This is a genomic window from Citrobacter sp. Cpa228 (assembly GCF_030333085.1).
Taxonomy (GTDB): domain Bacteria; phylum Pseudomonadota; class Gammaproteobacteria; order Enterobacterales; family Enterobacteriaceae; genus Citrobacter; species Citrobacter pasteurii.
The window spans coordinates 265,127-288,086 of sequence record NZ_JAOWGQ010000055.1 but is presented as its reverse complement, the minus strand read 5'-3'; the positions used below and the strand labels follow the sequence as shown (position 1 = coordinate 288,086).

The following is a 22,960-nucleotide window of genomic DNA, read 5'->3' as shown; positions in this document are numbered from 1 at the left end:
GACTAATGGAAAACATGTAAATTTTGTAAATTTAAAAAATAGTTAACAAACACTAATTTACACATTAAAAACTAACTTTTCAGTATGTTAGAAAATCTTAACTAACATTAGAATTATCGCAAAACACAAGTTTCGCACCATTTCATGGGACTTATCTTAACCTAAAACCACTATATTTATAAGTGTTATCGCGAATTAATCGAAGCAAAAAGGTGTTAACTCAGACTGGCTGTTTTCGTATTATTAACGCGTTCAATAAATACTGTTTAAATATTAAATAATAATTAATTAAGAATGCCACCATTCATTAATTATACTTAACAATAGATTCACACCGCGTCGTTGTCAGATCAGGCCGATAACAGTTAGTCAGGCTCAAACCTCAGTATTTTCGAATTGCGCAATACAGCAGATACTGCCGACCGCGCACCGCTTTGCACATCTCACTATTTTTAGCCAAACAAATCACCATATCCAAGTCGCCATTACAAAACATATAACCACAAAAAACAAAATAACAAGATTATAATTCTATATTAATTTCATTATTTAGTTATTACCAGTTAATTATAACCTCGCAACTTTCAAAATCTTCTACTAAAGACCCTTCAAAACTCACCGTCGGGGGAGTACATTGTTCTGTGCTGACTTCCACGGCAGGGAGTGGCATTCACAGCTAAAAAGGTCAAGATTCATGTCCCCCATTGAAAAATCCAGCAAATTAGAAAATGTCTGTTATGACATTCGTGGCCCGGTTCTGAAGGAAGCAAAGCGCCTGGAAGAAGAAGGCAATAAAGTTCTCAAACTCAACATCGGCAACCCTGCGCCATTCGGGTTTGAAGCACCAGATGAAATTCTGGTCGATGTGATCCGCAATTTGCCCACCGCACAAGGGTATTGCGATTCAAAAGGTCTTTATTCAGCCCGCAAAGCGATCATGCAGCATTACCAGGCCCGCGGGATGCGCGATGTTACCGTGGAGGACATTTATATCGGTAACGGCGTTTCTGAATTAATCGTTCAGGCGATGCAGGCGTTGCTGAACAGTGGGGACGAAATGCTGGTTCCTGCACCCGATTACCCGCTGTGGACAGCGGCAGTATCGCTCTCTGGCGGTAATGCCGTGCACTACCTGTGTGATGAATCGTCAGACTGGTTCCCGGACCTTGATGATATTCGGGCAAAAATCACCCCGCGCACACGTGGGATCGTCATCATCAATCCAAACAATCCTACCGGTGCCGTTTACTCTAAAGAGCTGCTGATGGAGATTGTTGAGATTGCTCGCCAGAACAACCTCATTATCTTTGCTGACGAGATTTATGACAAAATTCTCTATGATGATGCCGAGCATCACTCAATTGCGGCAATGGCCCCGGATCTGCTGACTATTACCTTCAACGGCCTGTCAAAAACTTACCGTGTTGCGGGGTTCCGCCAGGGCTGGATGGTACTGAACGGACCGAAGAAACATGCCAAAGGGTATATTGAAGGTCTTGAAATGCTGGCCTCCATGCGTTTGTGCGCCAACGTTCCAGCGCAACACGCCATTCAAACCGCGCTGGGTGGATACCAGAGCATCAGCGAATTTATCATGCCAGGCGGACGTTTGTATGAACAACGCAACCGGGCCTGGGAATTACTTAATGATATTCCGGGCGTTTCCTGTGTGAAACCGCGCGGCGCGCTGTATATGTTCCCGAAAATTGATGCCAAACGCTTCAATATTCATGATGACCAGAAAATGGTTCTGGACTTTCTGCTACAGGAAAAAGTGCTGCTGGTTCAGGGTACGGCATTCAACTGGCCGTGGCCGGATCATTTCCGTATCGTCACGCTGCCGCGTATTGACGATATCGAAATGTCGCTGAGTAAATTCGAGCGCTTCCTGTCAGGCTATCACCAGCTGTAATAACGTAGAGTGCTACCGAGATTTGCATCCGGTAGCACTCTCTGCGCAAAATACCTTTACTGAAGTCACTGAGTAAGGGTCGTTATGAAGCAGAGTCATTTTTTTGCCCACCTATCTCGTCTGAAACTCATTAACCGCTGGCCGCTGATGCGCAACGTGCGCACCGAAAACGTGTCTGAACACAGTCTGCAGGTCGCCATGGTTGCTCATGCGCTGGCCGCGATCAAAAACCGTAAATTTGGCGGTCAGGTTAATGCTGAACGTATTGCCCTGCTGGCGATGTATCACGATGCCTCCGAAGTGCTGACCGGCGATCTCCCTACCCCGGTGAAATATTTCAACTCGCAGATTGCTCAGGAATATAAAGCGATAGAGAAAATTGCCCAGCAAAAGCTGGTCGATATGGTTCCCGATGAGCTGCGCGATATTTTTGCGCCGTTAATTGATGAACACGCCAGCAGCGATGAAGAGAGAGCGATTGTGAAGCAGGCCGATGCCCTGTGCGCCTATCTGAAATGTCTGGAAGAGCTTTCAGCCGGTAACAACGAGTTTCTGCTTGCAAAAACACGGCTGGAAAAAACGCTGGAGTCACGGCGTAGTGAAGAGATGGACTATTTTTTAGCGATCTTTGTCCCAAGCTTCCATCTTTCACTGGATGAAATTAGTCAGGATTCACCGCTTTAAACGATTTTGCCGGATGGCGGCTAACGCCTTATCCGGCCTACAGGTAGCGTGATATCCGTAGGCCTGATAAGCGCAGCGCCATCAGGCGTTTACTGCGGCGGTCAAAACGGGAACAACATAGGGATCATCACCACACACACCGCCATCACGATCACCGTAAATGGCACACCAATTTTCACGAAGTCGCTAAAGCTATAGTTACCCGGCCCCAATACCAGCGTGTTGACGGGTGATGAGACTGGCGTCATAAAGGCTGCAGATGCGGCCATCGCAATGACCATTGCAAAAGGATAGGGCGAAACCCCCATCGACTTCGCAGCCGCTAACGCAATCGGCGCCATCAGCACCGCTGTTGCAGTATTCGAGATAAATAAGCCAATGGTCGCACACAGGACAAACAGACAACCCAGCATCATGTACGGGCCATATCCCCCACCGACGTCCATGAGTCCTTTTACCACCAGATCGACACCGCCGGTCTTTTGTAAAGCCAGTGCGAAAGGCATCATCCCGACGATCAAGATAATGCTTGGCCAGTGGATCGCCTTATAGGCGCTCTCTGCATCAATACACCGGAATTTCCCCATCAGCAGGCAGGCGATAATTGCGGCCACCGTATTGGGTATTTCATCGGTGAGCATCAGGGCGACCATCAGCACCAGGCAGAAAATCGCGTGCGGTGCCTGGCTGTGTGCCGGAGACGCTTCACTGACTTCGACCGGCATATTCAACACCACAAAGTCGCGGCCTTTTTTACCCAGCGATGTGATAAGTTTCCAGTTACCCACGACCAGAATGATATCGCCCATCAGCAACGGTTCATCCACCACCGCTCCGTCCATCGCCGAACCATCACGCTTCACTCCGACGACGTTCAGGCCGTAACGCGTACGAAACGCGATTTCCCGTACCGTTTTACCGATTAATTCTGATTCCGGGATCAACGAAATCTCAGCCATCCCCACATCAAGCGCCTGTTCGGAAAAATACTCGCCGCGCAACACCATCGGCTCCAGCAATTGTTCACTGCAGAATTCGCGCAGATCGACATCAGCCGCGGACATATCAATCAGCAATACATCACGGGCGCGAAACTCAGAAACCCCGTTTACGTCAACTATCACACGACGAAAGCGACGCCAGCGCTCAACACCAATCACGTTCGCCCCGTAGCGCTCGCGTAGCTTCAGGTCGTCAAGACGCTGGCCAATCATCGGCGAGCCGGGACGAATAGCCAGGCGGCGGGCACGCCCCGTCAGACGATACTCTTTGATAAGATCGCGAAAGGTCCGGCGTTTCCAGCCATCCCCCTGTTGCCCCGAGTCCTCACCCTTGAGCATAAAACGCATCAGCAGCATGTAAATGATGCCGAGCACCAGAACAACCAGCCCCAACGGAGTCACGCTGAAAAAACTGAAGCCGTTAAGTCCCTCGCGCAGTAACTCACTGTTGACGACCAGGTTCGGTGGTGTCGCCACCAGCGTCATCATACCGCTGATAAGCCCCGCGAAGCTAAGCGGCATCATCAGGCGCGAAGGCGAAATTTCCATGCGCATGGAAACGCTTAAGACCACCGGAATAAAAATGGCGACCACGCCGGTGGAACTCATAAATGCTCCGAGCCCGGCAACGGTAATCATCAGCAACACCAGCATTTTGACTTCACTACTGCCAGCCACCTTCACCAGCCAGGCGCCCATTACCGTCGCCACCCCGGTACGCACCAGGCCGTCGCCGATAATGAACAAAGCCGCTATCAAAATAACGTTAGGATCGCTGAATCCGGAAAAGGCTTCTGTGATGCTCAATGTTCCACTCAGAACAAAGGCAATAATGACCAGCAAAGCGACCGCGTCCATACGCACTCTGCCAGTTGCAAACAAGACGACGGCAATCGCCAGCAATGAGAGAACCCATATCAATTCACCGTTCACAACATATCCTTGTTAAATGAGAGGGATGAGTCGATTCTGCCATAAAAAAGCCCCAACAATCTGGGGCTAAATCATGATCAGGTATTTCTTACTACGACCACATTTCCGTTGGGTTGTTTGGTCACAGAAATATGTTCCAGACTGGTCAGCGAAAAATCGACCTCGTCCAGACGCGGCGTGTCCGCAGGCGCATTGACCGCGATCACATGACACCCAGCCGCCAGTCCTGAAAGCACCCCGGCGGGCGCATCTTCCACTACCGCACACTCCTGCGGCGCAAGCCCCAGAAGCTGAGCGCCTAGCAGATAAGCGTCTGGTTCTGGTTTCCCTCTTTTTACCCGCTCAGCGGTGACAAACACTTCTGGAGCGGGAAGCCCCGCGACACGATGGCGCGCCCGTGCGACCGGCATCGATCCGGAGGTCACAATCGCCCATGGAATGCCCGCTTTATTGAGGTGATTGAGTAAATCAACCGCCCCCGGCAGCGCGGTGATCCCTGCGGTTTCCGTCGCTTCGATCTGCTCCAGGCGGGTGAACTCCGCGGCGATCTCGGCCTCAGACTTACCCACCATAAAGTGTCTCAGAGAGGTAATGGCCTGCTTGCCATGAATAAAACCGAGCACCTCGGCGTGATCGAGGCCAAAACGATCGGCCCAGTTGCACCACGCGCGTTCTACTGCGGGTAAGGAATCGACCAGCGTTCCATCCAGATCAAACAGAAAACCTTTGCACTGCACGCTCGCCCCCTCAGGCATTAATGATTTGGTTAATTTCATTCGCGCTCAGATGATACTGGCGCGGGCAAGAGTGCCAGACGTTCAACATACGCTGATATTTTTCCCACATCGGAGTCTGGGCGTTGAAGCCATGCGTACCCGCATCAAAGTGGGTATAGCGACCTTCCACATTGACCATAAAGCGAACATACCCGAGGAAACGGGCTTCCGTTGCGGCGTCAAAACCGAGGAACGTCACGCGGCGCTCATCAATAGCCTGCGCATCCTTAAGATTAGTCCAGGACACATGTAATGCGTGATACATCTCCATAATATCGATAATCGTACGACAGGTTTCTTCCGTCAGCTCACCAAACTCACGATCCAGCTCGCGCATCTGCAAGCCGTAACCGCGTTCAATAATCGTCTGCAAACGACGATAACGCTCGGCGTTAGTGGGATCGAGCATAGTCATCATTTTGTACTGATTAGACAAAATCAGACGTTGAGCGTTGGTCATTTCCATTTGGGACTCCTGTATCACTACTACTGCGATGAAAAAAAAGAAGGCATCTTGTGCCTTCTTTTATATGCGTAATCAGGGGTCAATTACAAATCATCGAGGAAAGTTTTATCCAGTTGTTTGAAGGCACGCTTAAGCGTGTCAGCCAGCGCCTGGTAATCCGGCTTTCCTTCAACCGGAGAGAGCGCCTGTCCGGCTTCCTGCAATTTACCCCGAACTTCGTAGAACCAGTTGAGTATTGAAGGCGGCAGCGGCGTCACGGAACGTTTACCCAGCCACCACATACCCTGCATCGGCAGGCTGAGCGCAAACAGCGCAGTCGCCACGGCCGGTCCCAACTGCCCCCCTAGCGCAATTTGCCAGCATAAGGTGAAGACGGCGATGGGCGGCATAAAACGGATGGCGTAACGCGTCATACGGATCACGCGGTTCTCTACAAACACGGGCGCGAGGCGCTTTTCCATTGGCCACGTCTTAGCGTAGTGCTGCCCCCGGCGAAACAAGCTAAAAAAATTGACGGAACGATTATCCGGTGTCGACATGGCGGTTACCTCAACTTCACATATAAAAATTAAAAAATTTGTGCAAAACAACAACTACAAAGGACATCGTTCAAAACATTTTGTCTTTGATACCCACATTCAGGTATCCTGTGCCGGCCTGTAAGGCCTTTAGTCCAAAATCATTGAGTCGTCAAATTGACACATAGTATGCCATTGGCTGAAAAATACGCAAAATGACATAGACTCAAAGGTATTTATTCCATCGTGCCCAAAAAGACCCTGGCGCATGATGTTAATCATAAACGTCGGTGTCATCATGCGCTACGCTCTATGACTTCCTGACGTTTTTTTAGCCACGTATCATAAATAGGTACTTCCATGTCGAGTAAGTTAGTACTGGTTCTGAACTGCGGTAGCTCCTCACTGAAATTTGCCATCATCGATGCAGTAAACGGTGAAGAATACCTTTCTGGTTTAGCCGAATGTTTCCATCTCCCAGAAGCACGTATCAAATGGAAAATGGATGGCGGTAAACAAGAAGCGGCTTTAGGTGCAGGCGCCGCTCACAGTGAAGCGCTGAATTTTATCGTTAATACTATTCTGGCACAAAAACCAGAACTGTCTGCTCAGCTGACTGCGATTGGTCACCGTGTTGTTCACGGCGGCGAAAAATACACCGGCTCTGTGGTTATCGACGATTCCGTTATTCAGGGTATCAAAGATGCAGCCTCTTTTGCACCGCTGCACAACCCTGCACACCTGATCGGTATCGCAGAAGCGCTGAAATCCTTCCCGCATCTGAAAGACAAAAACGTGGCCGTATTCGACACCGCGTTCCATCAGACTATGCCGGAAGAATCTTACCTCTATGCTCTGCCGTACAGCCTGTACAAAGAACACGGTGTACGTCGTTACGGCGCACACGGTACCAGCCACTTCTTCGTCACGCAGGAAGCGGCTAAAGTGCTGAACAAACCGGTTGATGAGCTGAACATCATCACTTGCCACCTGGGCAACGGCGGTTCTGTATCTGCTATCCGTAACGGTAAATGTGTTGATACCTCCATGGGTCTGACCCCGCTGGAAGGTCTGGTGATGGGTACGCGTTCCGGTGACATCGACCCGGCGATCATCTTCCACCTGCACGACACCCTGGGCATGAGCGTTGACCAGATCAACAAAATGCTGACTAAAGAGTCTGGCCTGCTGGGTCTGACCGAAGTCACCAGCGACTGCCGTTATGTTGAAGATAACTATGCGACTAAAGAAGACGCTAAACGTGCAATGGACGTTTACTGCCACCGTCTGGCGAAATACATCGGTTCTTACACTGCGCTGATGGATGGTCGTCTGGATGCCGTTGTCTTCACCGGTGGTATCGGTGAAAACGCCGCGATGGTTCGTGAACTGTCTCTGGGCAAACTGGGCGTTCTGGGCTTTGAAGTTGACCATGAACGTAACCTGGCCGCACGTTTCGGCAAATCTGGTTTCATCAACAAAGAAGGTACCCGTCCTGCGGTGGTTATCCCAACCAACGAAGAACTGGTTATCGCGCAAGACGCGAGCCGTCTGACCGCCTGATTTCACACCGCCAGCCTAGCTGGCGGTGCTGTTTTGTAACCCGCCTGAAACGGGCGGTAACGAAAGAGGATAAACCGTGTCCCGTATTATTATGCTGATCCCTACCGGAACCAGCGTCGGTCTGACCAGCGTCAGCCTTGGCGTGATCCGCGCAATGGAACGCAAAGGCGTTCGTCTGAGCGTCTTCAAGCCGATCGCTCAACCGCGTGCCGGTGGCGATGCGCCAGACCAGACTACCAGCATCGTGCGTGCTAACTCTTCTCTGCCAGCCGCTGAGCCGCTGAAGATGAGCCACGTTGAATCTCTGCTGTCCAGCAATCAGAAAGATGTGCTGATGGAAGAGATCATCGCGAACTACCACGCGAACACTAAAGACGCTGAAGTTGTACTGGTTGAAGGCCTGGTCCCAACCCGTAAACATCAGTTCGCGCAGTCTCTGAACTACGAAATCGCGAAAACGCTGAACGCGGAAATCGTCTTCGTTATGTCTCAGGGTACCGATACACCGGAACAGCTGAACGAGCGTATTGAACTGACTCGCAGCAGCTTCGGCGGCGCGAAAAACACCAACATCACTGGCGTAATCGTTAATAAACTGAACGCACCGGTTGATGAGCAGGGCCGTACTCGCCCGGATCTGTCTGAAATTTTCGACGACTCTTCCAAAGCGAAAGTGATCAAAGTTGATCCGGCTAAACTGCAGGAATCCAGCCCGCTGCCGGTTCTGGGCGCGGTGCCATGGAGCTTCGATCTGATCGCCACCCGTGCAATCGATATGGCGCGTCACCTGAACGCCACCATCGTAAACGAAGGCGATATCAATACCCGCCGCGTGAAGTCTGTGACTTTCTGCGCACGCAGCATTCCGCACATGCTGGAACACTTCCGCGCAGGTTCCCTGCTGGTGACTTCCGCTGACCGTCCGGACGTGCTGGTTGCTGCATGCCTGGCAGCGATGAACGGCGTAGAAATTGGCGCCCTGCTGCTGACCGGCGGCTACGAAATGGACGCGCGCATTACCAAACTGTGCGAACGTGCATTCGAAACCGGCCTGCCGGTATTCATGGTAAACACCAACACCTGGCAGACCTCTCTGAGCCTGCAGAGCTTCAACCTGGAAGTTCCGGTTGACGACCACGAGCGTATCGAAAAAGTTCAGGAATACGTTGCTAACTTCATCAACGCTGACTGGATTGAATCTCTGACCGCAACGTCTGAGCGCAGCCGCCGTCTGTCTCCACCAGCGTTCCGTTATCAGTTGACCGAGCTGGCGCGTAAAGCGGGCAAACGCGTTGTTCTGCCAGAAGGCGACGAACCGCGTACCGTTAAAGCTGCGGCTATCTGTGCTGAACGTGGTATCGCAACCTGCGTACTGTTGGGTAACCCGGATGAGATCACCCGCGTTGCGGCCTCTCAGGGCGTTGAACTGGGCGCTGGCGTAGAAATCGTTGACCCGGATGTGGTTCGCGAAAGCTATGTTGCTCGCCTGGTCGAACTGCGTAAAAACAAAGGTATGACCGAAACCGTTGCCCGCGAACAGCTGGAAGACAACGTGGTTCTCGGTACCCTGATGCTGGAACAGGACGACGTTGACGGCCTGGTTTCTGGTGCAGTTCACACCACCGCGAATACCATTCGTCCGCCGCTGCAGCTGATCAAAACTGCACCGGGCAGTTCACTGGTATCTTCCGTGTTCTTCATGCTGCTGCCGGATCAGGTTTACGTCTACGGCGACTGCGCGATCAACCCGGATCCAACCGCAGAGCAGCTGGCAGAGATCGCGATTCAGTCCGCTGATTCCGCAACGGCTTTCGGTATCGAACCGCGCGTAGCAATGCTCTCCTACTCCACCGGTACTTCTGGTGCAGGTAGCGACGTAGAGAAAGTTCGCGAAGCGACTCGTCTGGCGCAGGAAAAACGCCCTGACCTGATGATCGACGGTCCGCTGCAGTATGACGCCGCCGTTATGGCTGACGTAGCAAAATCTAAAGCGCCGAACTCTCCGGTTGCCGGTCGCGCTACCGTGTTCATCTTCCCGGATCTGAACACCGGTAACACCACCTACAAAGCGGTACAGCGTTCTGCCGACCTGATCTCCATCGGGCCGATGCTGCAGGGTATGCGCAAGCCGGTGAACGACCTGTCTCGTGGCGCGCTGGTAGACGATATCGTCTACACCATCGCTCTGACCGCGATCCAGTCTTCCCAGCAGCAGTAATTTGCTGCGTGTGCCGGATACTTTATCCGGCAACACATCCTGCTTATCAAACCGGAAATAGCTAATATTTCCGGTTTTTTTATATCTGTTTTTCCCGTTTGCATAATCTGAAACATTTGCCAGGATGCGCTGCATCAATGAATAACTATTCTCCTGTTTGCATACTTACTCTCTTTTGCATTGCAACAGGGATAGTCTTTCATGTCAGCAGTAACAGAAACACGGCCAGCCAAAAAGTGGGCTATGCCCGACACGCTGGTGATTATTTTTTTCGTCGCCATTTTAACCAGCCTGGCAACCTGGGTTGTTCCCGTCGGGATGTTCGACAGCCAGGAAGTACAGTATCAGGTTGATGGGCAAACCAAGACTCGTAAGGTCGTTGATCCCCACTCTTTCCGTATTCTGACCAATGAAGCCGGTGAAGAGCAGTATCACCCGGTTAAGTTCTTTACCACCGGTGATGAAAGTCCTGGTCTGATGAACTTCCCGTTCGAAGGCTTAACCTCCGGCTCCAAATTTGGCACCGCTGTCGGCATCATCATGTTTATGCTGGTCATTGGCGGTGCATTCGGCATCGTAATGCGCACCGGAACCATTGATAACGGCATCCTAGCGCTCATCCGCCATACCCGGGGTAACGAAGTCTTATTTATCCCGGTGCTGTTTATTCTCTTCTCATTGGGTGGTGCGGTATTTGGCATGGGGGAAGAGGCTGTCGCCTTTGCGATAATCATCGCACCGCTGATGGTACGCTTAGGTTACGACAGCATTACTACCGTGCTGGTGACCTACATTGCCACCCAAATCGGTTTTGCCAGTTCGTGGATGAATCCGTTCTGCGTGGTTGTCGCACAGGGCATTGCGGGCGTTCCGGTGCTCTCCGGCTCCGGTTTGCGTATCGTGGTGTGGGTCGTTGCCACGATGATTGGCCTGACCTTCACGCTGGCCTACGCGGCACGCATCAAAAAGAATCCGCTGCTTTCGCGCGTGCATGAATCAGACCGTTTCTTCCGCGAACAGCAAGATGAGGTCATTGAGCGCCGCTTCACGCTCGGCGACTGGCTGGTACTGATGGTGCTGACGGGCGTGATCGTGTGGGTCATTTGGGGCGTTATCGTTCACGCATGGTTTATTCCTGAGATTGCCAGCCAATTCTTCACTATGGGTTTGCTGATAGGCATTATCGGCGTCGTCTTTCGGCTCAACGGCATGACGGTCAACATCATGGCGTCCTCATTTACTGAGGGGGCGCGCATGATGATTGCCCCTGCCCTGCTGGTTGGTTTTGCCAAGGGGATATTGCTGCTGGTAGGCAATGGTGAGTCGGGCGATGCCAGCGTGCTGAATACCCTGCTGCACAGCATCGCCAACGGCATTAGCGGTCTGGATAACGCCATTGCGGCGTGGTTTATGCTGCTGTTCCAGGCGGTGTTTAACTTCTTCGTTACGTCCGGCTCCGGTCAGGCTGCGTTGACCATGCCGCTGCTGGCACCGTTGGGCGATCTGGTTGGCGTAAACCGCCAGGTCACTGTTCTGGCTTTCCAGTTTGGTGACGGATTCAGCCATATTATCTATCCTACGTCGGCATCACTGATGGCAACGTTAGGCGTTTGTCGGGTGGACTTCCGCAACTGGCTGAAGGTAGGCGCCACGCTGTTGGGACTGCTGTTTATTATGTCCAGCGTGGTGGTGATTGGCGCGCAGATAATGGGATACCATTAAGAATAGATTGCCCGGCCTACACGGTTTCTTGACGCTGTAGGCCGGATGAGCCGATTTTACTCAGCTTCTTCCTGCTTTTCGGCTTTCGCCCCTTCATTCTTGGCGTTGCGTGTCATCCACAGCGCCAGGGCTTTCAGTGAGTCCGGTGTAAATTCATCACAGCGCGCGGTGATTTCTTCAGGCGTCAGCCAGCACACTTCACTAATCTCTTCTTCCTGCAGCGCAAACGGTCCGTGGGAAACACAGCTAAACAGCCCACCCCAGACGCGACAGTTCTGGTCTTCAAAATAAAACTGACCATGCTCGGCAAACGGGACACCAGCAATGCCCAATTCTTCTTCCGCTTCACGACGCGCGGAGTCCAGAAGCTGCTCATCAGCCTGCACAACCCCCCCCGCGGTAGCATCCAGCATACCGGGCATAAAGTCCTTTGTCTCAGTGCGACGCTGAACCAAAATTTTACCCATACCATCGTGTACAACGATATACGTTGCACGGTGGCGCAAGCATTGTGCCCGCATTTGTTCCCGGCTGGATTGTGCGATGACTTCATTGTCTTCATTCACAATATCCACCCATTCAGTACTTGCCAAACGACGCTGTTCCACCATCAGGAAACCTTCTTTTTTCTAGCGCTCTTACGGCGCGTTTACGTTTGTGGGGTAACTTACGGATTAATCTCGACCTGTGCAATAACACTTTGATCATTGAGTGCCATCACGCTGAGAACATTATCATCCAGAATCCCGTAACTTGCCGTAAATCCCCCTTTCGGGATGCTTACCGAACCGGGGTTAAACTGGTAGATATCCCCACGTCGCTCGGCCACCGGCAGATGCGTATGCCCATAAACCAGCACATCACCGGCGTTTAGCGCTGGTAAGTTATCCGGACCAAAAAGATGTCCGTGCGTCAGAAAGAGTCGCTGGCTGTCAGTCAGAATTTGCTGCCACGGCGCGGTTATTGGAAAATGCAGGAGCATCTGATCCACTTCGCTGTCGCAATTACCGCGTACTGCAATTATCCTCGACGCCTGCTCATTCAAACGCTCGGCGACCTGCGCTGGCGCGTAGCCCTCTGGCAGCGCATTACGCGGCCCATGATTCAATACATCGCCCAGTATCACCAGCCATTGCGCACCGCTTTGGGCAAACCGTTCAAGTACGCATTCTGTAGCCGGCAACGAACCATGAATGTCCGATGCGAACATCAGTTTCATCACACACCCCTCGTTGAAAAATACCTTTCAATGATACTGGATTACGCCCCTACTTTCAGCAGGAACGCTTCGCTGAAAGCGCGATAAAACGTTGTACCGAAGCGCGCTGCCACTGGAAGGTGGCATACTCCGCGAGCTGTTCTGGTACATCATCGCCATTCAGAACCAGGCGATTAAGCATTAGCGCTAAATCGCTGTCTGCGATACACCATTCACCAAACAAATTCTGCTTACCGTGCGCCAGTAAACTGCCCGCTGTAGCAAACAATTTTTCCGCACTGGCCCTTCCAGCTTTCGTCAACGGACCTTTCTGCACGCCAGCAAAAACCACATCCGTCGAACGCTCTTCCCGGATAGGCATCAGATCGCTACGGAGCCAGGCCTGAACCTGGCGGGCGCGAGCCCGTTTTTGTAGATCGTGCGGGTAAATGCGCTCCCATTGCGGCGGAGCGAAACGCTCTTCCAGAAATTCGGCAATCGCCGAAGATTCACTCAGTTCAAAACCGTCAATGTCCAGAACCGGTACGCGCCGCGTCAGCGCATAGCCTTGCCATGAAGGTTGCAAGTGTTCGCCACTATTGAGGTCGACAGTTTTCAGCGTAAAAGGTAGCCCTTTCTCTTGCAGAGCGACATAAACAGACAGCACATAAGGGGAGAAAAAGTTGGCATCTGACCACAGCGTAATTGCAGATTTGCTCATAATGTCCTCTGAGGTGTATTGGCTTGCTTTCAAAATATAGAGTCTTTCTCTCACTGTCACTTGATGAAAACTCACGCACGTCGGCAGCTTCTATACTTGTAGTGACCCGGTTCATGACAAAACGGACGCTGAAAATGATCGACCTCTACTACACCCCATCGCCAAACGGGCACAAAATCACGCTGTTTCTCGAAGAGGCGCAGTTAAAATACCGTCTGATTCATGTAGATATCAGCAGAGGTAGCCAGTTCCGCCCTGACTTTTTGCTAATTTCACCGAATAATAAAATCCCGGCCATCATCGACTGCGCCCCGGTGGATGGCGGAAAACCCATTTGCCTGTTTGAGTCTGGCGAGATTTTACTCTACCTGGCGGAAAAGAGCGGAAAGCTACTCAGCGGCGAATTACGCGAGCGCCACACCACGCTGCAGTGGCTCTTCTGGCAGGTTAGCGGACTTGGGCCAATGCTGGGACAAAATCATCACTTCAGCCACTTCGCACCGCAGACGATTCCCTACGCCATTGAACGGTATCAGGTGGAAACCCAGCGACTGTACAAAGTCATGAATAAACGCCTGGAAATATCACCCTGGCTGGGTGGCGATCATTACAGCATTGCCGACATTGCCTGTTGGCCGTGGATTAATCTCCACCAGCGCCAGCGTATCGACCTCGACAACTATCCGGCGGTCAATAACTGGTATGAACGTATCCGTACTCGTCCCGCAACAGAACGGGCGATGCAGCAAGCACAAAGCGAGAAAAGTTAACGCGATTCAGTTCTCGTGTATCATGAAAAGGTTCATACATGGAGGAAACCTGCAATGTCACAACCTGACGCAATTATTCGTATAAAAAACCTTCGTCTGCGCACTTTTATCGGCATCAAAGAAGAGGAGATCCTTAACCGACAGGATATCGTCATCAATATTGCCATTCACTATCCAGCAGACAAAGCCCGGACCAGTGAAGATATCAACGACGCGCTGAATTATCGCACCATCACCAAGAGCATCATTTCGCACGTTGAGAGTAACCGCTTCTCATTGTTGGAAAAATTAACGCAAGATGTGCTCGATATCGCACGCGAACATCACTGGGTCACTTATGCTGAAGTGGAGATCGATAAACTTCACGCATTGCGTTACGCCGACTCCGTTTCCATGACATTGAGCTGGCAGCGCTAAATGTAACCCGGGAGGCGACATGCAGATTCTGATTACCGGCGGTACTGGCCTGATTGGACGTCATTTGATCCCCTGCCTGCTGGAACTGGGGCATCAGATTACCGTAGTGACACGTACTCCTGATAAGGCTCGTCAGATTCTGGGCTCCCGGGTCACGCTATGGAAAGGGCTGGAAGAGCAGCAAAACCTTGATGGCATTGATGCTGTCATCAACCTTGCCGGAGAGCCTATCGCTGACAAACGCTGGAGCGCTGAGCAAAAAGAGCGTTTGTGCCAGAGCCGCTGGGGGATTACGCAGAAACTGGTCGATTTAATCAAGGTCAGCGACACGCCGCCTGCCGTACTCATCTCCGGTTCCGCTACGGGATACTACGGAGATTTGGGCGAGGTTGTAGTCACGGAAGAAGAGCCGCCGCATAATGAATTCACCCATAAGTTGTGCGCCCGGTGGGAACAGATCGCCAGCGCTGCGCAAGGCGACAGAACGCGCGTATGTTTGCTGCGTACTGGCGTTGTATTGGCCTCTACAGGCGGGATCCTCGCAAAGATGGTTCCACCGTTTCGTCTGGGGCTTGGCGGTCCTATCGGCAATGGGCGTCAATACCTGGCCTGGATCCATGTTGACGATATGGTCAACGGGATTATCTGGCTGCTGGATAACGATCTGCGCGGTCCCTTCAATATGGTTTCGCCATACCCGGTTCGCAATGAACAGTTTGCCCATGCGCTGGGTCATGCCCTAAACCGCCCGGCAATCCTGCGCGTTCCGGCGGCCGCTATGCGACTGCTGATGGGCGAATCCTCGGTGCTGGTTCTCGGGGGGCAGCGCGCGTTGCCCAAGCGACTGGAGGCGGCCGGTTTTGCATTTCGTTGGTACGATTTGGAAGAAGCGCTGGCCGATGTCATCAGATAATGTCTGATATCCCTTCACTGTTGCCATTGTGGTGGTATGGTTAAAAAACCGAATACCACAATGGCGACGTTATGGCGATAATATCAACACCCCGACTTACCCTCTCTTTGTACCAACTCGCTGACTGGCCTTTTTTCCAGCGGCTACGAGAAAATCCAGACGTCATGCGTTTCATGGGCGATATCGCCCCAACCAAAGATACTCGCCTGCTCTTCGCCAGACGTCTTTCCGCTCGACATACCTTTGTTATCCGGGAGCACAACAACACGGTGCAACTGGGCGATATTGGCTTACAGATAAGCCATCTTTATCCTCAGGAAGCTGATATTGGCTATGCCATCACGCCGCGGGCGCAGGGAAAAGGTATTGCCAGCGAAGCCGTACGTGCCGTGTGTGATTATGCTTTTCAACAGGCTGGCGTAACGGCGATAAATGCCTATGTATTAGCCGGGAATACCGGGTCGATACGCGTTCTGGAAAAAACAGGATTTATACGCACTCAGGTGCTTGAAAAAGCCTATGAAGTGAACGGTATAGCGCATGATGACTGGGTTTATCGTCTGGAGTACAGCGCGTGAAAGCGGTAGGCCCGGAAAGCGTGGCGCCTCCGGGCAACTAAATTACTTCAGTGATCCTTTAAGGAACTGCTGTAAACGCGGGCTTTGTGGGTTCCCAAACACCTGCTCCGGATTGCCCTCTTCTTCGATTTTTCCCTGATGCAGGAAAATAACGTGTGAGGAAACGTGGCGGGCAAACCCCATTTCATGCGTCACGACCACCATGGTTTTCCCTTCCTCAGCCAGCTGTTGCATGATGCGCAGCACTTCGCCCACCAACTCCGGATCAAGCGCCGAGGTTGGCTCATCAAACAGTAAAACCTCCGGCTCCATCGCCAGCGCACGGGCAATTGACACACGCTGCTGCTGACCACCGGACAGGTGCACCGGATATTTACCCTGCGCACGCTCATCAATACCCACTTTAGCCAGATACTTCACCGCACGCTCGCGGGCTTCATGCTTGCTCAGCCCCAGCACCTGAATCGGCGCTTCCATGACGTTTTCCAGCACCGTCATGTGACTCCACAGGTTGAAGTGCTGAAAAACCATCGTCAGCCTCGTACGTAACAGACGCAGCTGATTTTTATCTGCAACCTTCAACTGACCGTCTTTGTCGCGCACCAGGCCAATATTCTGGCCGCTAACCACAATCGTTCCAGCGCTCGGCTTTTCCAGAAAGTTTATGCAGCGCAGGAAGGTACTTTTACCCGAACCTGACGAACCAATAATGCTGATAACATCACCCGCGTTGGCCTGCAGCGATACCCCTTTCAGCACTTCATGTTCGCCGTAGTGCTTATGTAAATCGATAACGTTTAATTTATTTTCAGACATCGTGTTACTCGAATCATTTAGAGGATACATGCTGCAACCAGCGTTTTTCCGCTTTACGGAACAGGCTAATCAGGACATACGAAATAATCAAATACAGAACAGCGGCAATACCGAAGGCGGTAAACGGCTGATACGTTGCCGAGTTGATATCGCGGGCGATCTTCAACAAATCAGGCACCGTGGCGGTAAATGCCAGCGCCGTGGAGTGCAGCATTAAAATCACTTCATTGCTGTATGCCGGCAGCGCAATACGCAGCGCGGAAGGTAAAATAATGCATCGATACAGTTTAAACGACGAGAAACCGTAAGCCCGCGCGGCTTCAATCTCACCATGGGGTACGGAACGAATAGCCCCGGCGAAAATCTCCGTGGTATAGGCGCAGGTATTCAGCGTCAATGCCAGCACGGTACAATTCAGCCCGCTGCGGAAAAACGCGTTGAGGAAATCGGTTCCTTTCACGATCTCCAGCGTATACATCCCGGAATAAAACACCAGCAGTTGAACGTACAGCGGCGTGCCACGAAAAATATAGGTAAACAGCCAGATGGGAAACTGGATAAATTTATTATTGGAAACGCGACCAATCGCCAAAAACAGCGCCAGTATCCCGCCCATCACCACCGACGAAATCAGCAACCACAATGTGATCGCCACGCCGGTGTAGCGATAGCCGTCGGTCCACAGCAGGGACTTCCAGTACTCCTGAATAATCTCAATCACAGGTCAGCCCTCTTCACACCCACGGAGTAGCGGCGCTCAAGGTACAGCAGCACACCATTAGACACAGTGGTAAACACCAGATAGATGACCCCGCACACCACGGCAAAATAGAACGGCTCCCAGGTACTCTTCCCGGCAAGCTGAGTGGCTTTCACTACGTCTTCAAGTCCGAGCAACGACACCAGCGCCGTGGCCTTCAGAATCACCTGCCAGTTATTGCCAATCCCCGGCAAGGCAAAACGCATCATTGCCGGAAACATAATGCGACGAAATATTTGTGAGCTGGTAAAGCCAAATGCCGTCGCGGCCTCAATATGACCTTTCGGTACCGCCATAAACGCACCACGGAACGTTTCGGTAAAATAGGCCCCGTAGATAAATCCAAGCGTAATAATCCCTGCGACCATCGGATCGATATCTATCTGGCCGATACCGATTGCATCGGTAATGGTATTCAGCGCGATTTGTAACCCGTAGAAGATGAGCAGCATTAAGACCAGATCGGGAACCCCGCGGATAAGCGTGGTGTACCCTTCGAAAATAAGCTCCATTGCCCGGTTTTGCGAAAGCTTCGCTGCCGCGCCGACAAGGCCTATCAGGACCGCCAGCACTACCGAGCTGAGAGCCAGCTCCAGCGTAACAATCGCGCCCTGTAAAATAACACCTGAAAAGCCATACAACATGCTGCCTGTCCTGTCGTGTGTGGTGGAGTAATAAGCCTCTTTTGATTTCAGACTAACCGTTAAATGCCGGATGGCGGCTTTGCCTTATCCGGCCTACAAAATCACCGTAGGCCTGATAAGCGCAGCGCCATCAAGCATAAATTCAACGCGTCAAAAATCTACGGGCTTTATCAGCACCTGCGGTGATTAACCGCCGTAAACATCAAAATCGAAATACTTTTTCGCCAGCTTCTCGTAAGTACCGTCAGCACGCATCTCTGCAAATGCTTTATTCAGTGCTTCACGCAGTTCGTTATCGTCCTTGCGCAGCCCCATACCGGTACCGACGCCAAACAGTTTCTCGTCTTTCACTGACGGGCCGCCGAATTTGTAATCTTTACCTACTGGCTGCTTCAGGAAGCCTTCGCTGGCCGCGACTTCATCCTGGAATGCGGCGTCAATACGCCCGGCAGTCAGGTCAGAATAGATATTGTCTTGCCCCTGATAAGAGACGATTTCAATGCCTTTTGGCGCCCAATGTTCGTTGCCGAACGTTTCCTGAGTCGTGCCCTGTAGCACACCGACACGTTTACCTTTCAGAGACTCAATGGTCGGCTGAATAGCGGAATCTTTAGCAACCACCAGACGAGAGTCGGCTGCATAAAGCTTGTCGGTAAAGGCAATCTCTTGCTGACGTTTTTCAGTAATGGAAAGCGACGACATGATGGCATCGATCTTCTTCGCTTTTAACGAAGGGATCAGCGCATCCAACGGGTTTTCCACGAAGGTACATTGTGTATTGATGCGTTTGCAGAGTTCTTTAGCCAGATCGATATCAAAACCGACCAATTCACCCTGCGCATTTTTCGATTCGAACGGCGCATAAGTAGGATCGGTACCGATACGAATTTTTTGCGGGATGGCTGCAAATGCTGCGGTAGCACTGGAGAAAGCCAGAACCAGAGAAAGAGACAACACCAGTTTTTTCATAACTATCCTCAACAGACTGTCTTTTATAGGGGATCTTTACAGGACCAGGTGCAGTTATCGTGCCATTAATCAGGCCGACAAGGCAAAGCATTCTACCCTGTCGGCGGTATTTATTTGCATGAAAAGCGCTTAAGTATGCAATCATACCTATTAAAGCCACGATAAAAGCACCAAAACAGTGCACTGAAATCATTATGCACCGTAATGGTTAACCCCTATGGTGCAGTCAATTCCCCGCTGCGACGTATTAATCGCCGTAGACATTGAAGTTAAAATACTTACTCGCCATTTTGTCGTAGGTGCCATCTTTACGCAGTTCGCCCAACGCTTTATCAAACGCCGCTTTCAGCTCGACATCGTCTTTGCGTAAGCCAATCCCGGTTCCGTCGCCAAAGTATTTTTTATCTTTTACCGAAGGGCCTGCAAAGTCGTAGTCCTTACCGGCAGGCTGCTTCAGGAAGCCTTCGCTGGCCGCGACTTCATCCTGCAATGCCGCATCCAGACGGCCCGCCGTCAGGTCAGAATAGATCAGATCCTGGTTCGCATAAGCCACCACATCCACGCCTTTGCTACGCCAGTTGTCATTGGCATAGGCTTCCTGCGTCGAACCTTGCAGTACGCCAACATGTTTACCCTTGAGTGAATCCAGGGTCGGTTGAATTGGGGAGCCTTTCGCCGCGATCAGACGTGAGTCTGCTGCGTAAAGTTTGTCTGAGAACGCAATCTCTTGCTGACGCTTCTCGGTGATAGAAAGCGAGGAGATAATGGCATCAATTTTTTTCGCTTTCAGCGACGGGATCAGCGCATCAAAGTCGCTGGCAACCCAGGTACATTTGATCTGCATGCGCTTACACATCTCATTTCCCAGATCGATATCAAAACCGACAAAATCGCCTTTGGCATCTTTAGAGGAAAAAGGTGCGTACGTGGTGTCCGTACCGATACGAACTGTCTGCGGAAGTGCTGCGTAGCTGGCCGCGGTGGCACAGAGTCCTACCAGCAAAGACAAAGCAAGAACCGTCTTCTTCATACATAACCCTCAAGTGGCGTAATTTTATTATGTTTTACGTTGTGTTGTGTGTTTGCAGACTTTTTCATGCAGGTCTTATGCCATTTTCGCATCGATGAGGATATTCGACGTTAAATATGTTAATAAAACGTTGCAATATTGTCCTGATTTTGAAGATAGCAGGTCTGACGGTTGAACCGCAGCGTTTCGTTGCGTTTTAACGAATTAAATGTTGAGGATATGATCGCGGTTACAAAATTGCCCTGAAACAGGGCAACGAATGTTTATTTGCACGTTGATGGAACGACTTATGCGCCCTGCCAGCGAGTGAACAGATCCTGCGGAAGGGTGATATCAAACTGGTCAAGTACGCGATTAACCGTTTGATTAATCACATCATCAAGCGTCTGTGGCCGATGATAGAAGGCGGGAACGGGTGGCATAATCACCGCGCCAATTTCTGCCGCCTGCGTCATCAGACGCAAGTGTCCGAGATGCAGCGGCGTTTCGCGCACGCACAGCACCAGCGGGCGGCGTTCTTTCAACACCACATCTGCCGCACGGGTAAGCAACCCATCGGTGTAGCTGTGAACAATACCTGAAAGCGTTTTAATTGAGCATGGCAGGATAACCATTCCCGCCGTCTGGAAAGAGCCAGATGAAATACTGGCGGCAATATCACGCGTATCGTGTGTCACATTCGCCAGCGCCTGCACATCGCGCACGGAGAGATCCGTTTCCAGCGCCAGCGTCTGCCGGGCCGCGGCACTCATCACCAGATGGGTTTCCACATCGGTAACGTCACGCAAAACCTGCAGCAGGCGCACGCCGTAAATTGCCCCGCTTGCGCCGCTAATCCCTACAATGAGTCGTTTCATTTTATCTTTCCATCACTTGATGGGCTAACTGTGCCGTATTTCTTTACCACAGACAACCTGGAATCACCCACCTCTTCAGTCCGCAAAGCAGGTTTGAGCACAAACCATGAAATCAGAATACAAACCATAAAGGCCAGTTCTACCAGCATAATCACGCCCCCTTTTTCACTGAACCAGGTTCCCACCATAATGGCAACGTTAGTGACGATAACAAACCTGGCTATCCAGGGAAAAAACGGTGAACGATAGCGCAGTAAATCAGGGGAATACTTCCCGTCATTCACAGCCTTGCGAAACCGATACTGACACCAGCCAATGGTTATCCATGCCAGACAGCCCACCTGCCCGGTACTGGCAATCAACAAAATATAGAATTTCTGTGCAGGAATATATCGGGTCAGCATCGATACCAGAGCCAGAATCACCGTTATCAGAATAGCGTAAACAGGCACGCCGCTGGCGTTAGTCCTGGCGAAAAAACGAGGGGCGAAACGGTCGCCAGACATTGACCATAGCATGCGTGAACTGGCATAGATTGCGGAATTCGCTGCTGACACAGCAGCAGAGAAGATGACTAGCGTCATCAGTAAATCTGCGCCAGGCATACCGACACGTGAGAATACCCACACGAAGGGGCTGGTTCCATCAGGTATCTTTCCCTGCGGATAAACCAGCGCCAGAACGGCAATCGCCAGACCGTAAAACAGGATAATACGCAGACCGATTCCCAGAATCACCCTGGGTAAGACGATGTGTGGCGACTCCGTTTCGCCTGCCGCATTGCCAACCAGCTCAACGCCCTGGAACGAATAGATGACGATTGTCATACAAACCAGAATTTGCTCCCATCCGTGAGGAAACCACAACCCTGCACTTTTTAACGTTGGATGCCAGCTCGTGTCTCCTGACAGCGAGAAGATCATTACCCCGCCCGCCGCGATAAAAAGCACTATCGCGAAAACCTTTATCGCAGATAACCAGTATTCACATTCGCCGAAACTTTTCGCCGAACAGAGATTGATAAGCATTAGCACGACAAGAATGATAAGGCAGAAGAAGTGGACGGGAATAACGGGGAAAAATTGATGGGCAATGAAGCCCGCGGCAGTCAGATCCGCCGCCAGGGAAAACACCCAACTCAGCCAATACAGCCAGCCAATGGTATAGCTCCAGATGGGGTTGGGCAGGAACATCAACGCATAATGTTGAAAAGAGCCCGAGTGGGGAAATGCGCAGGACAGTTCGCCAAGGCACATCATGGTAGCCAGCATAATCGCGCCAGCAAACAAATAAGCCAGCAATGTTCCCGCTGGCCCAACACTATTCAGCGGTTCGGCAATGCCGATAAACAAACCCGTGCCAATGGTCCCGCCGAGCGACATCATCAGCAAATGGCGCTTTTTAAGGTTTCGTCGTAGCCCATTTTCGGGTTCGGCGGGGGATTGCGCTTGCAGGGTACTCATGGTCACTCCCTGTCTCAGAAAGGGTCAGAGA

Annotated in this window: 23 protein-coding genes; 9 read left to right on the top strand and 14 right to left on the bottom strand. The window is 51.5% G+C overall.

All coding sequences use genetic code 11. The features are described from left to right. Positions 1-694 precede the first annotated feature (694 nt). Together alaA and yfbR are read left to right on the top strand one after the other, a co-directional pair. A complete protein-coding gene (alaA, locus tag OGX91_RS19935) occupies positions 695-1,912 on the top strand; it encodes an alanine transaminase AlaA (protein WP_005129483.1) in 1,218 nt (405 codons plus the stop codon). A gap of 84 nt (positions 1,913-1,996) precedes the next feature. Beyond that, a complete protein-coding gene (gene yfbR, locus OGX91_RS19930; RefSeq protein WP_005129485.1) occupies positions 1,997-2,596 on the top strand; it encodes a 5'-deoxynucleotidase in 600 nt (199 codons plus the stop codon). Positions 2,597-2,697: 101 nt separating this feature from the next. Here yfbR and OGX91_RS19925 read toward each other — a convergent pair whose 3' ends face one another. The 4 genes from OGX91_RS19925 to yfbV form a co-directional block, all read right to left on the bottom strand. Beyond that, positions 2,698-4,530, bottom strand: coding sequence for an SLC13 family permease (locus tag OGX91_RS19925; RefSeq protein WP_286627227.1), 1,833 nt, complete (start codon positions 4,528-4,530; stop codon positions 2,698-2,700). A 77-nt stretch (positions 4,531-4,607) separates the two neighbouring features. After that, the gene (locus OGX91_RS19920) at positions 4,608-5,285 is read right to left on the bottom strand and encodes a sugar phosphatase (protein ID WP_087051296.1); all 678 of its coding nucleotides are present in this window, start codon (positions 5,283-5,285) and stop codon (positions 4,608-4,610) included. Beyond that, entirely contained in the window at positions 5,278-5,772 is a 495-nt protein-coding gene (locus OGX91_RS19915; protein WP_003028086.1) for a YfbU family protein, read from the bottom strand. The genes OGX91_RS19920 and OGX91_RS19915 overlap by 8 nt, the downstream gene beginning before the upstream one ends. 83 nt (positions 5,773-5,855) lie before the next feature. Next, positions 5,856-6,311, bottom strand: coding sequence for a terminus macrodomain insulation protein YfbV (gene yfbV / locus OGX91_RS19910; protein ID WP_003028087.1), 456 nt, complete (start codon positions 6,309-6,311; stop codon positions 5,856-5,858). A 339-nt stretch (positions 6,312-6,650) separates the two neighbouring features. Between yfbV and ackA the strand changes: the two genes are divergently transcribed. The 3 genes from ackA to yfcC all read left to right on the top strand — a co-directional run bounded on the left by ackA (position 6,651) and on the right by yfcC (position 11,793). Further along, on the top strand, positions 6,651-7,853 hold the full coding sequence (gene ackA / locus OGX91_RS19905) for an acetate kinase (RefSeq protein WP_005129491.1): 1,203 nt from the start codon (positions 6,651-6,653) through the stop codon (positions 7,851-7,853). A gap of 76 nt (positions 7,854-7,929) precedes the next feature. Next, a complete protein-coding gene (pta, locus tag OGX91_RS19900; RefSeq protein ID WP_005129493.1) occupies positions 7,930-10,071 on the top strand; it encodes a phosphate acetyltransferase in 2,142 nt (713 codons plus the stop codon). A 201-nt stretch (positions 10,072-10,272) separates the two neighbouring features. Next, positions 10,273-11,793, top strand: coding sequence for a putative basic amino acid antiporter YfcC (yfcC, locus tag OGX91_RS19895; protein ID WP_040230135.1), 1,521 nt, complete (start codon positions 10,273-10,275; stop codon positions 11,791-11,793). 56 nt (positions 11,794-11,849) lie between these two features. Here the strand turns inward: yfcC and yfcD are convergent, their stop codons facing one another. From yfcD to yfcF, 3 genes are read right to left on the bottom strand one after another with little or no spacing between them, the layout of a single operon-like run. Next, positions 11,850-12,404 (bottom strand): NUDIX hydrolase YfcD, encoded by a 555-nt coding sequence (yfcD, locus tag OGX91_RS19890; protein ID WP_040230136.1) that lies wholly within the window; start codon positions 12,402-12,404, stop codon positions 11,850-11,852. A gap of 56 nt (positions 12,405-12,460) precedes the next feature. Then, positions 12,461-13,012: a phosphodiesterase gene (gene yfcE, locus OGX91_RS19885; RefSeq protein ID WP_005129499.1), complete on the bottom strand. Its 552-nt coding sequence runs from the start codon at positions 13,010-13,012 to the stop codon at positions 12,461-12,463. A gap of 55 nt (positions 13,013-13,067) precedes the next feature. After that, entirely contained in the window at positions 13,068-13,712 is a 645-nt protein-coding gene (gene yfcF / locus OGX91_RS19880) for a glutathione transferase (RefSeq protein ID WP_199946846.1), read from the bottom strand. Between the two features lie 134 nt (positions 13,713-13,846). Here yfcF and yfcG point away from each other — a divergent pair, with 134 nt between their 5' ends. The 4 genes from yfcG to OGX91_RS19860 all read left to right on the top strand — a co-directional run bounded on the left by yfcG (position 13,847) and on the right by OGX91_RS19860 (position 16,390). Further along, entirely contained in the window at positions 13,847-14,482 is a 636-nt protein-coding gene (yfcG, locus tag OGX91_RS19875; RefSeq protein ID WP_286627301.1) for a GSH-dependent disulfide bond oxidoreductase, read from the top strand. Positions 14,483-14,536: 54 nt separating this feature from the next. Continuing rightward, on the top strand, positions 14,537-14,899 hold the full coding sequence (folX, locus tag OGX91_RS19870; protein WP_005129505.1) for a dihydroneopterin triphosphate 2'-epimerase: 363 nt from the start codon (positions 14,537-14,539) through the stop codon (positions 14,897-14,899). A gap of 19 nt (positions 14,900-14,918) precedes the next feature. Continuing rightward, complete coding sequence (locus tag OGX91_RS19865; RefSeq protein ID WP_149691456.1) at positions 14,919-15,812, top strand: TIGR01777 family oxidoreductase; 894 nt, start codon at positions 14,919-14,921, stop codon at positions 15,810-15,812. 71 nt (positions 15,813-15,883) lie between these two features. Next, the gene (locus OGX91_RS19860; protein ID WP_072041406.1) at positions 15,884-16,390 is read left to right on the top strand and encodes a GNAT family N-acetyltransferase; all 507 of its coding nucleotides are present in this window, start codon (positions 15,884-15,886) and stop codon (positions 16,388-16,390) included. A 42-nt stretch (positions 16,391-16,432) separates the two neighbouring features. Here the strand turns inward: OGX91_RS19860 and hisP are convergent, their stop codons facing one another. From hisP to OGX91_RS19825, 7 genes are all read right to left on the bottom strand, one after another. Further along, positions 16,433-17,206, bottom strand: a complete 774-nt coding sequence (gene hisP / locus OGX91_RS19855) for a histidine ABC transporter ATP-binding protein HisP (RefSeq protein ID WP_005129511.1) — start codon at positions 17,204-17,206, stop codon at positions 16,433-16,435. 13 nt (positions 17,207-17,219) lie between these two features. Then, positions 17,220-17,927: a histidine ABC transporter permease HisM gene (gene hisM, locus OGX91_RS19850; RefSeq protein WP_005129513.1), complete on the bottom strand. Its 708-nt coding sequence runs from the start codon at positions 17,925-17,927 to the stop codon at positions 17,220-17,222. Next, positions 17,924-18,610, bottom strand: a complete 687-nt coding sequence (locus OGX91_RS19845) for a histidine ABC transporter permease HisQ (RefSeq protein ID WP_005120213.1) — start codon at positions 18,608-18,610, stop codon at positions 17,924-17,926. The genes hisM and OGX91_RS19845 overlap by 4 nt, the downstream gene beginning before the upstream one ends. Positions 18,611-18,796: 186 nt before the next feature. Further along, a complete protein-coding gene (gene hisJ / locus OGX91_RS19840; RefSeq protein WP_003028120.1) occupies positions 18,797-19,579 on the bottom strand; it encodes a histidine ABC transporter substrate-binding protein HisJ in 783 nt (260 codons plus the stop codon). A 247-nt stretch (positions 19,580-19,826) separates the two neighbouring features. Next, entirely contained in the window at positions 19,827-20,609 is a 783-nt protein-coding gene (gene argT / locus OGX91_RS19835; RefSeq protein ID WP_040231361.1) for a lysine/arginine/ornithine ABC transporter substrate-binding protein ArgT, read from the bottom strand. A 287-nt stretch (positions 20,610-20,896) separates the two neighbouring features. After that, the gene (locus OGX91_RS19830) at positions 20,897-21,466 is read right to left on the bottom strand and encodes a UbiX family flavin prenyltransferase (RefSeq protein WP_005120208.1); all 570 of its coding nucleotides are present in this window, start codon (positions 21,464-21,466) and stop codon (positions 20,897-20,899) included. Next, the gene (locus OGX91_RS19825) at positions 21,463-22,929 is read right to left on the bottom strand and encodes an amino acid permease (protein WP_075551357.1); all 1,467 of its coding nucleotides are present in this window, start codon (positions 22,927-22,929) and stop codon (positions 21,463-21,465) included. Before OGX91_RS19825 ends, OGX91_RS19830 begins: the two co-directional genes overlap by 4 nt. Between the last annotated feature and the right edge of the window lie 31 nt (positions 22,930-22,960).

Bases quoted from the DNA above. Each gene is read 5' to 3' on its own strand.
- hisP (WP_005129511.1), bottom strand. From the start codon at position 17,206: ATGTCTGAAAATAAATTAAACGTTATCGATTTACATAAGCACTACGGC.
- yfcF (WP_199946846.1), bottom strand. From the start codon at position 13,712: ATGAGCAAATCTGCAATTACGCTGTGGTCAGATGCCAACTTTTTCTCC.
- OGX91_RS19830 (WP_005120208.1), bottom strand. From the start codon at position 21,466: ATGAAACGACTCATTGTAGGGATTAGCGGCGCAAGCGGGGCAATTTAC.
- yfcD (WP_040230136.1), bottom strand. From the start codon at position 12,404: ATGGTGGAACAGCGTCGTTTGGCAAGTACTGAATGGGTGGATATTGTG.
- OGX91_RS19920 (WP_087051296.1), bottom strand. From the start codon at position 5,285: ATGCCTGAGGGGGCGAGCGTGCAGTGCAAAGGTTTTCTGTTTGATCTG.
- OGX91_RS19915 (WP_003028086.1), bottom strand. From the start codon at position 5,772: ATGGAAATGACCAACGCTCAACGTCTGATTTTGTCTAATCAGTACAAA.
- yfbV (WP_003028087.1), bottom strand. From the start codon at position 6,311: ATGTCGACACCGGATAATCGTTCCGTCAATTTTTTTAGCTTGTTTCGC.
- OGX91_RS19825 (WP_075551357.1), bottom strand. From the start codon at position 22,929: ATGAGTACCCTGCAAGCGCAATCCCCCGCCGAACCCGAAAATGGGCTA.
- folX (WP_005129505.1), top strand. From the start codon at position 14,537: ATGTCACAACCTGACGCAATTATTCGTATAAAAAACCTTCGTCTGCGC.
- OGX91_RS19860 (WP_072041406.1), top strand. From the start codon at position 15,884: ATGGCGATAATATCAACACCCCGACTTACCCTCTCTTTGTACCAACTC.
- OGX91_RS19845 (WP_005120213.1), bottom strand. From the start codon at position 18,610: ATGTTGTATGGCTTTTCAGGTGTTATTTTACAGGGCGCGATTGTTACG.
- OGX91_RS19865 (WP_149691456.1), top strand. From the start codon at position 14,919: ATGCAGATTCTGATTACCGGCGGTACTGGCCTGATTGGACGTCATTTG.
- ackA (WP_005129491.1), top strand. From the start codon at position 6,651: ATGTCGAGTAAGTTAGTACTGGTTCTGAACTGCGGTAGCTCCTCACTG.
- yfcC (WP_040230135.1), top strand. From the start codon at position 10,273: ATGTCAGCAGTAACAGAAACACGGCCAGCCAAAAAGTGGGCTATGCCC.
- alaA (WP_005129483.1), top strand. From the start codon at position 695: ATGTCCCCCATTGAAAAATCCAGCAAATTAGAAAATGTCTGTTATGAC.
- yfbR (WP_005129485.1), top strand. From the start codon at position 1,997: ATGAAGCAGAGTCATTTTTTTGCCCACCTATCTCGTCTGAAACTCATT.
- hisJ (WP_003028120.1), bottom strand. From the start codon at position 19,579: ATGAAAAAACTGGTGTTGTCTCTTTCTCTGGTTCTGGCTTTCTCCAGT.
- argT (WP_040231361.1), bottom strand. From the start codon at position 20,609: ATGAAGAAGACGGTTCTTGCTTTGTCTTTGCTGGTAGGACTCTGTGCC.
- yfcE (WP_005129499.1), bottom strand. From the start codon at position 13,012: ATGAAACTGATGTTCGCATCGGACATTCATGGTTCGTTGCCGGCTACA.
- yfcG (WP_286627301.1), top strand. From the start codon at position 13,847: ATGATCGACCTCTACTACACCCCATCGCCAAACGGGCACAAAATCACG.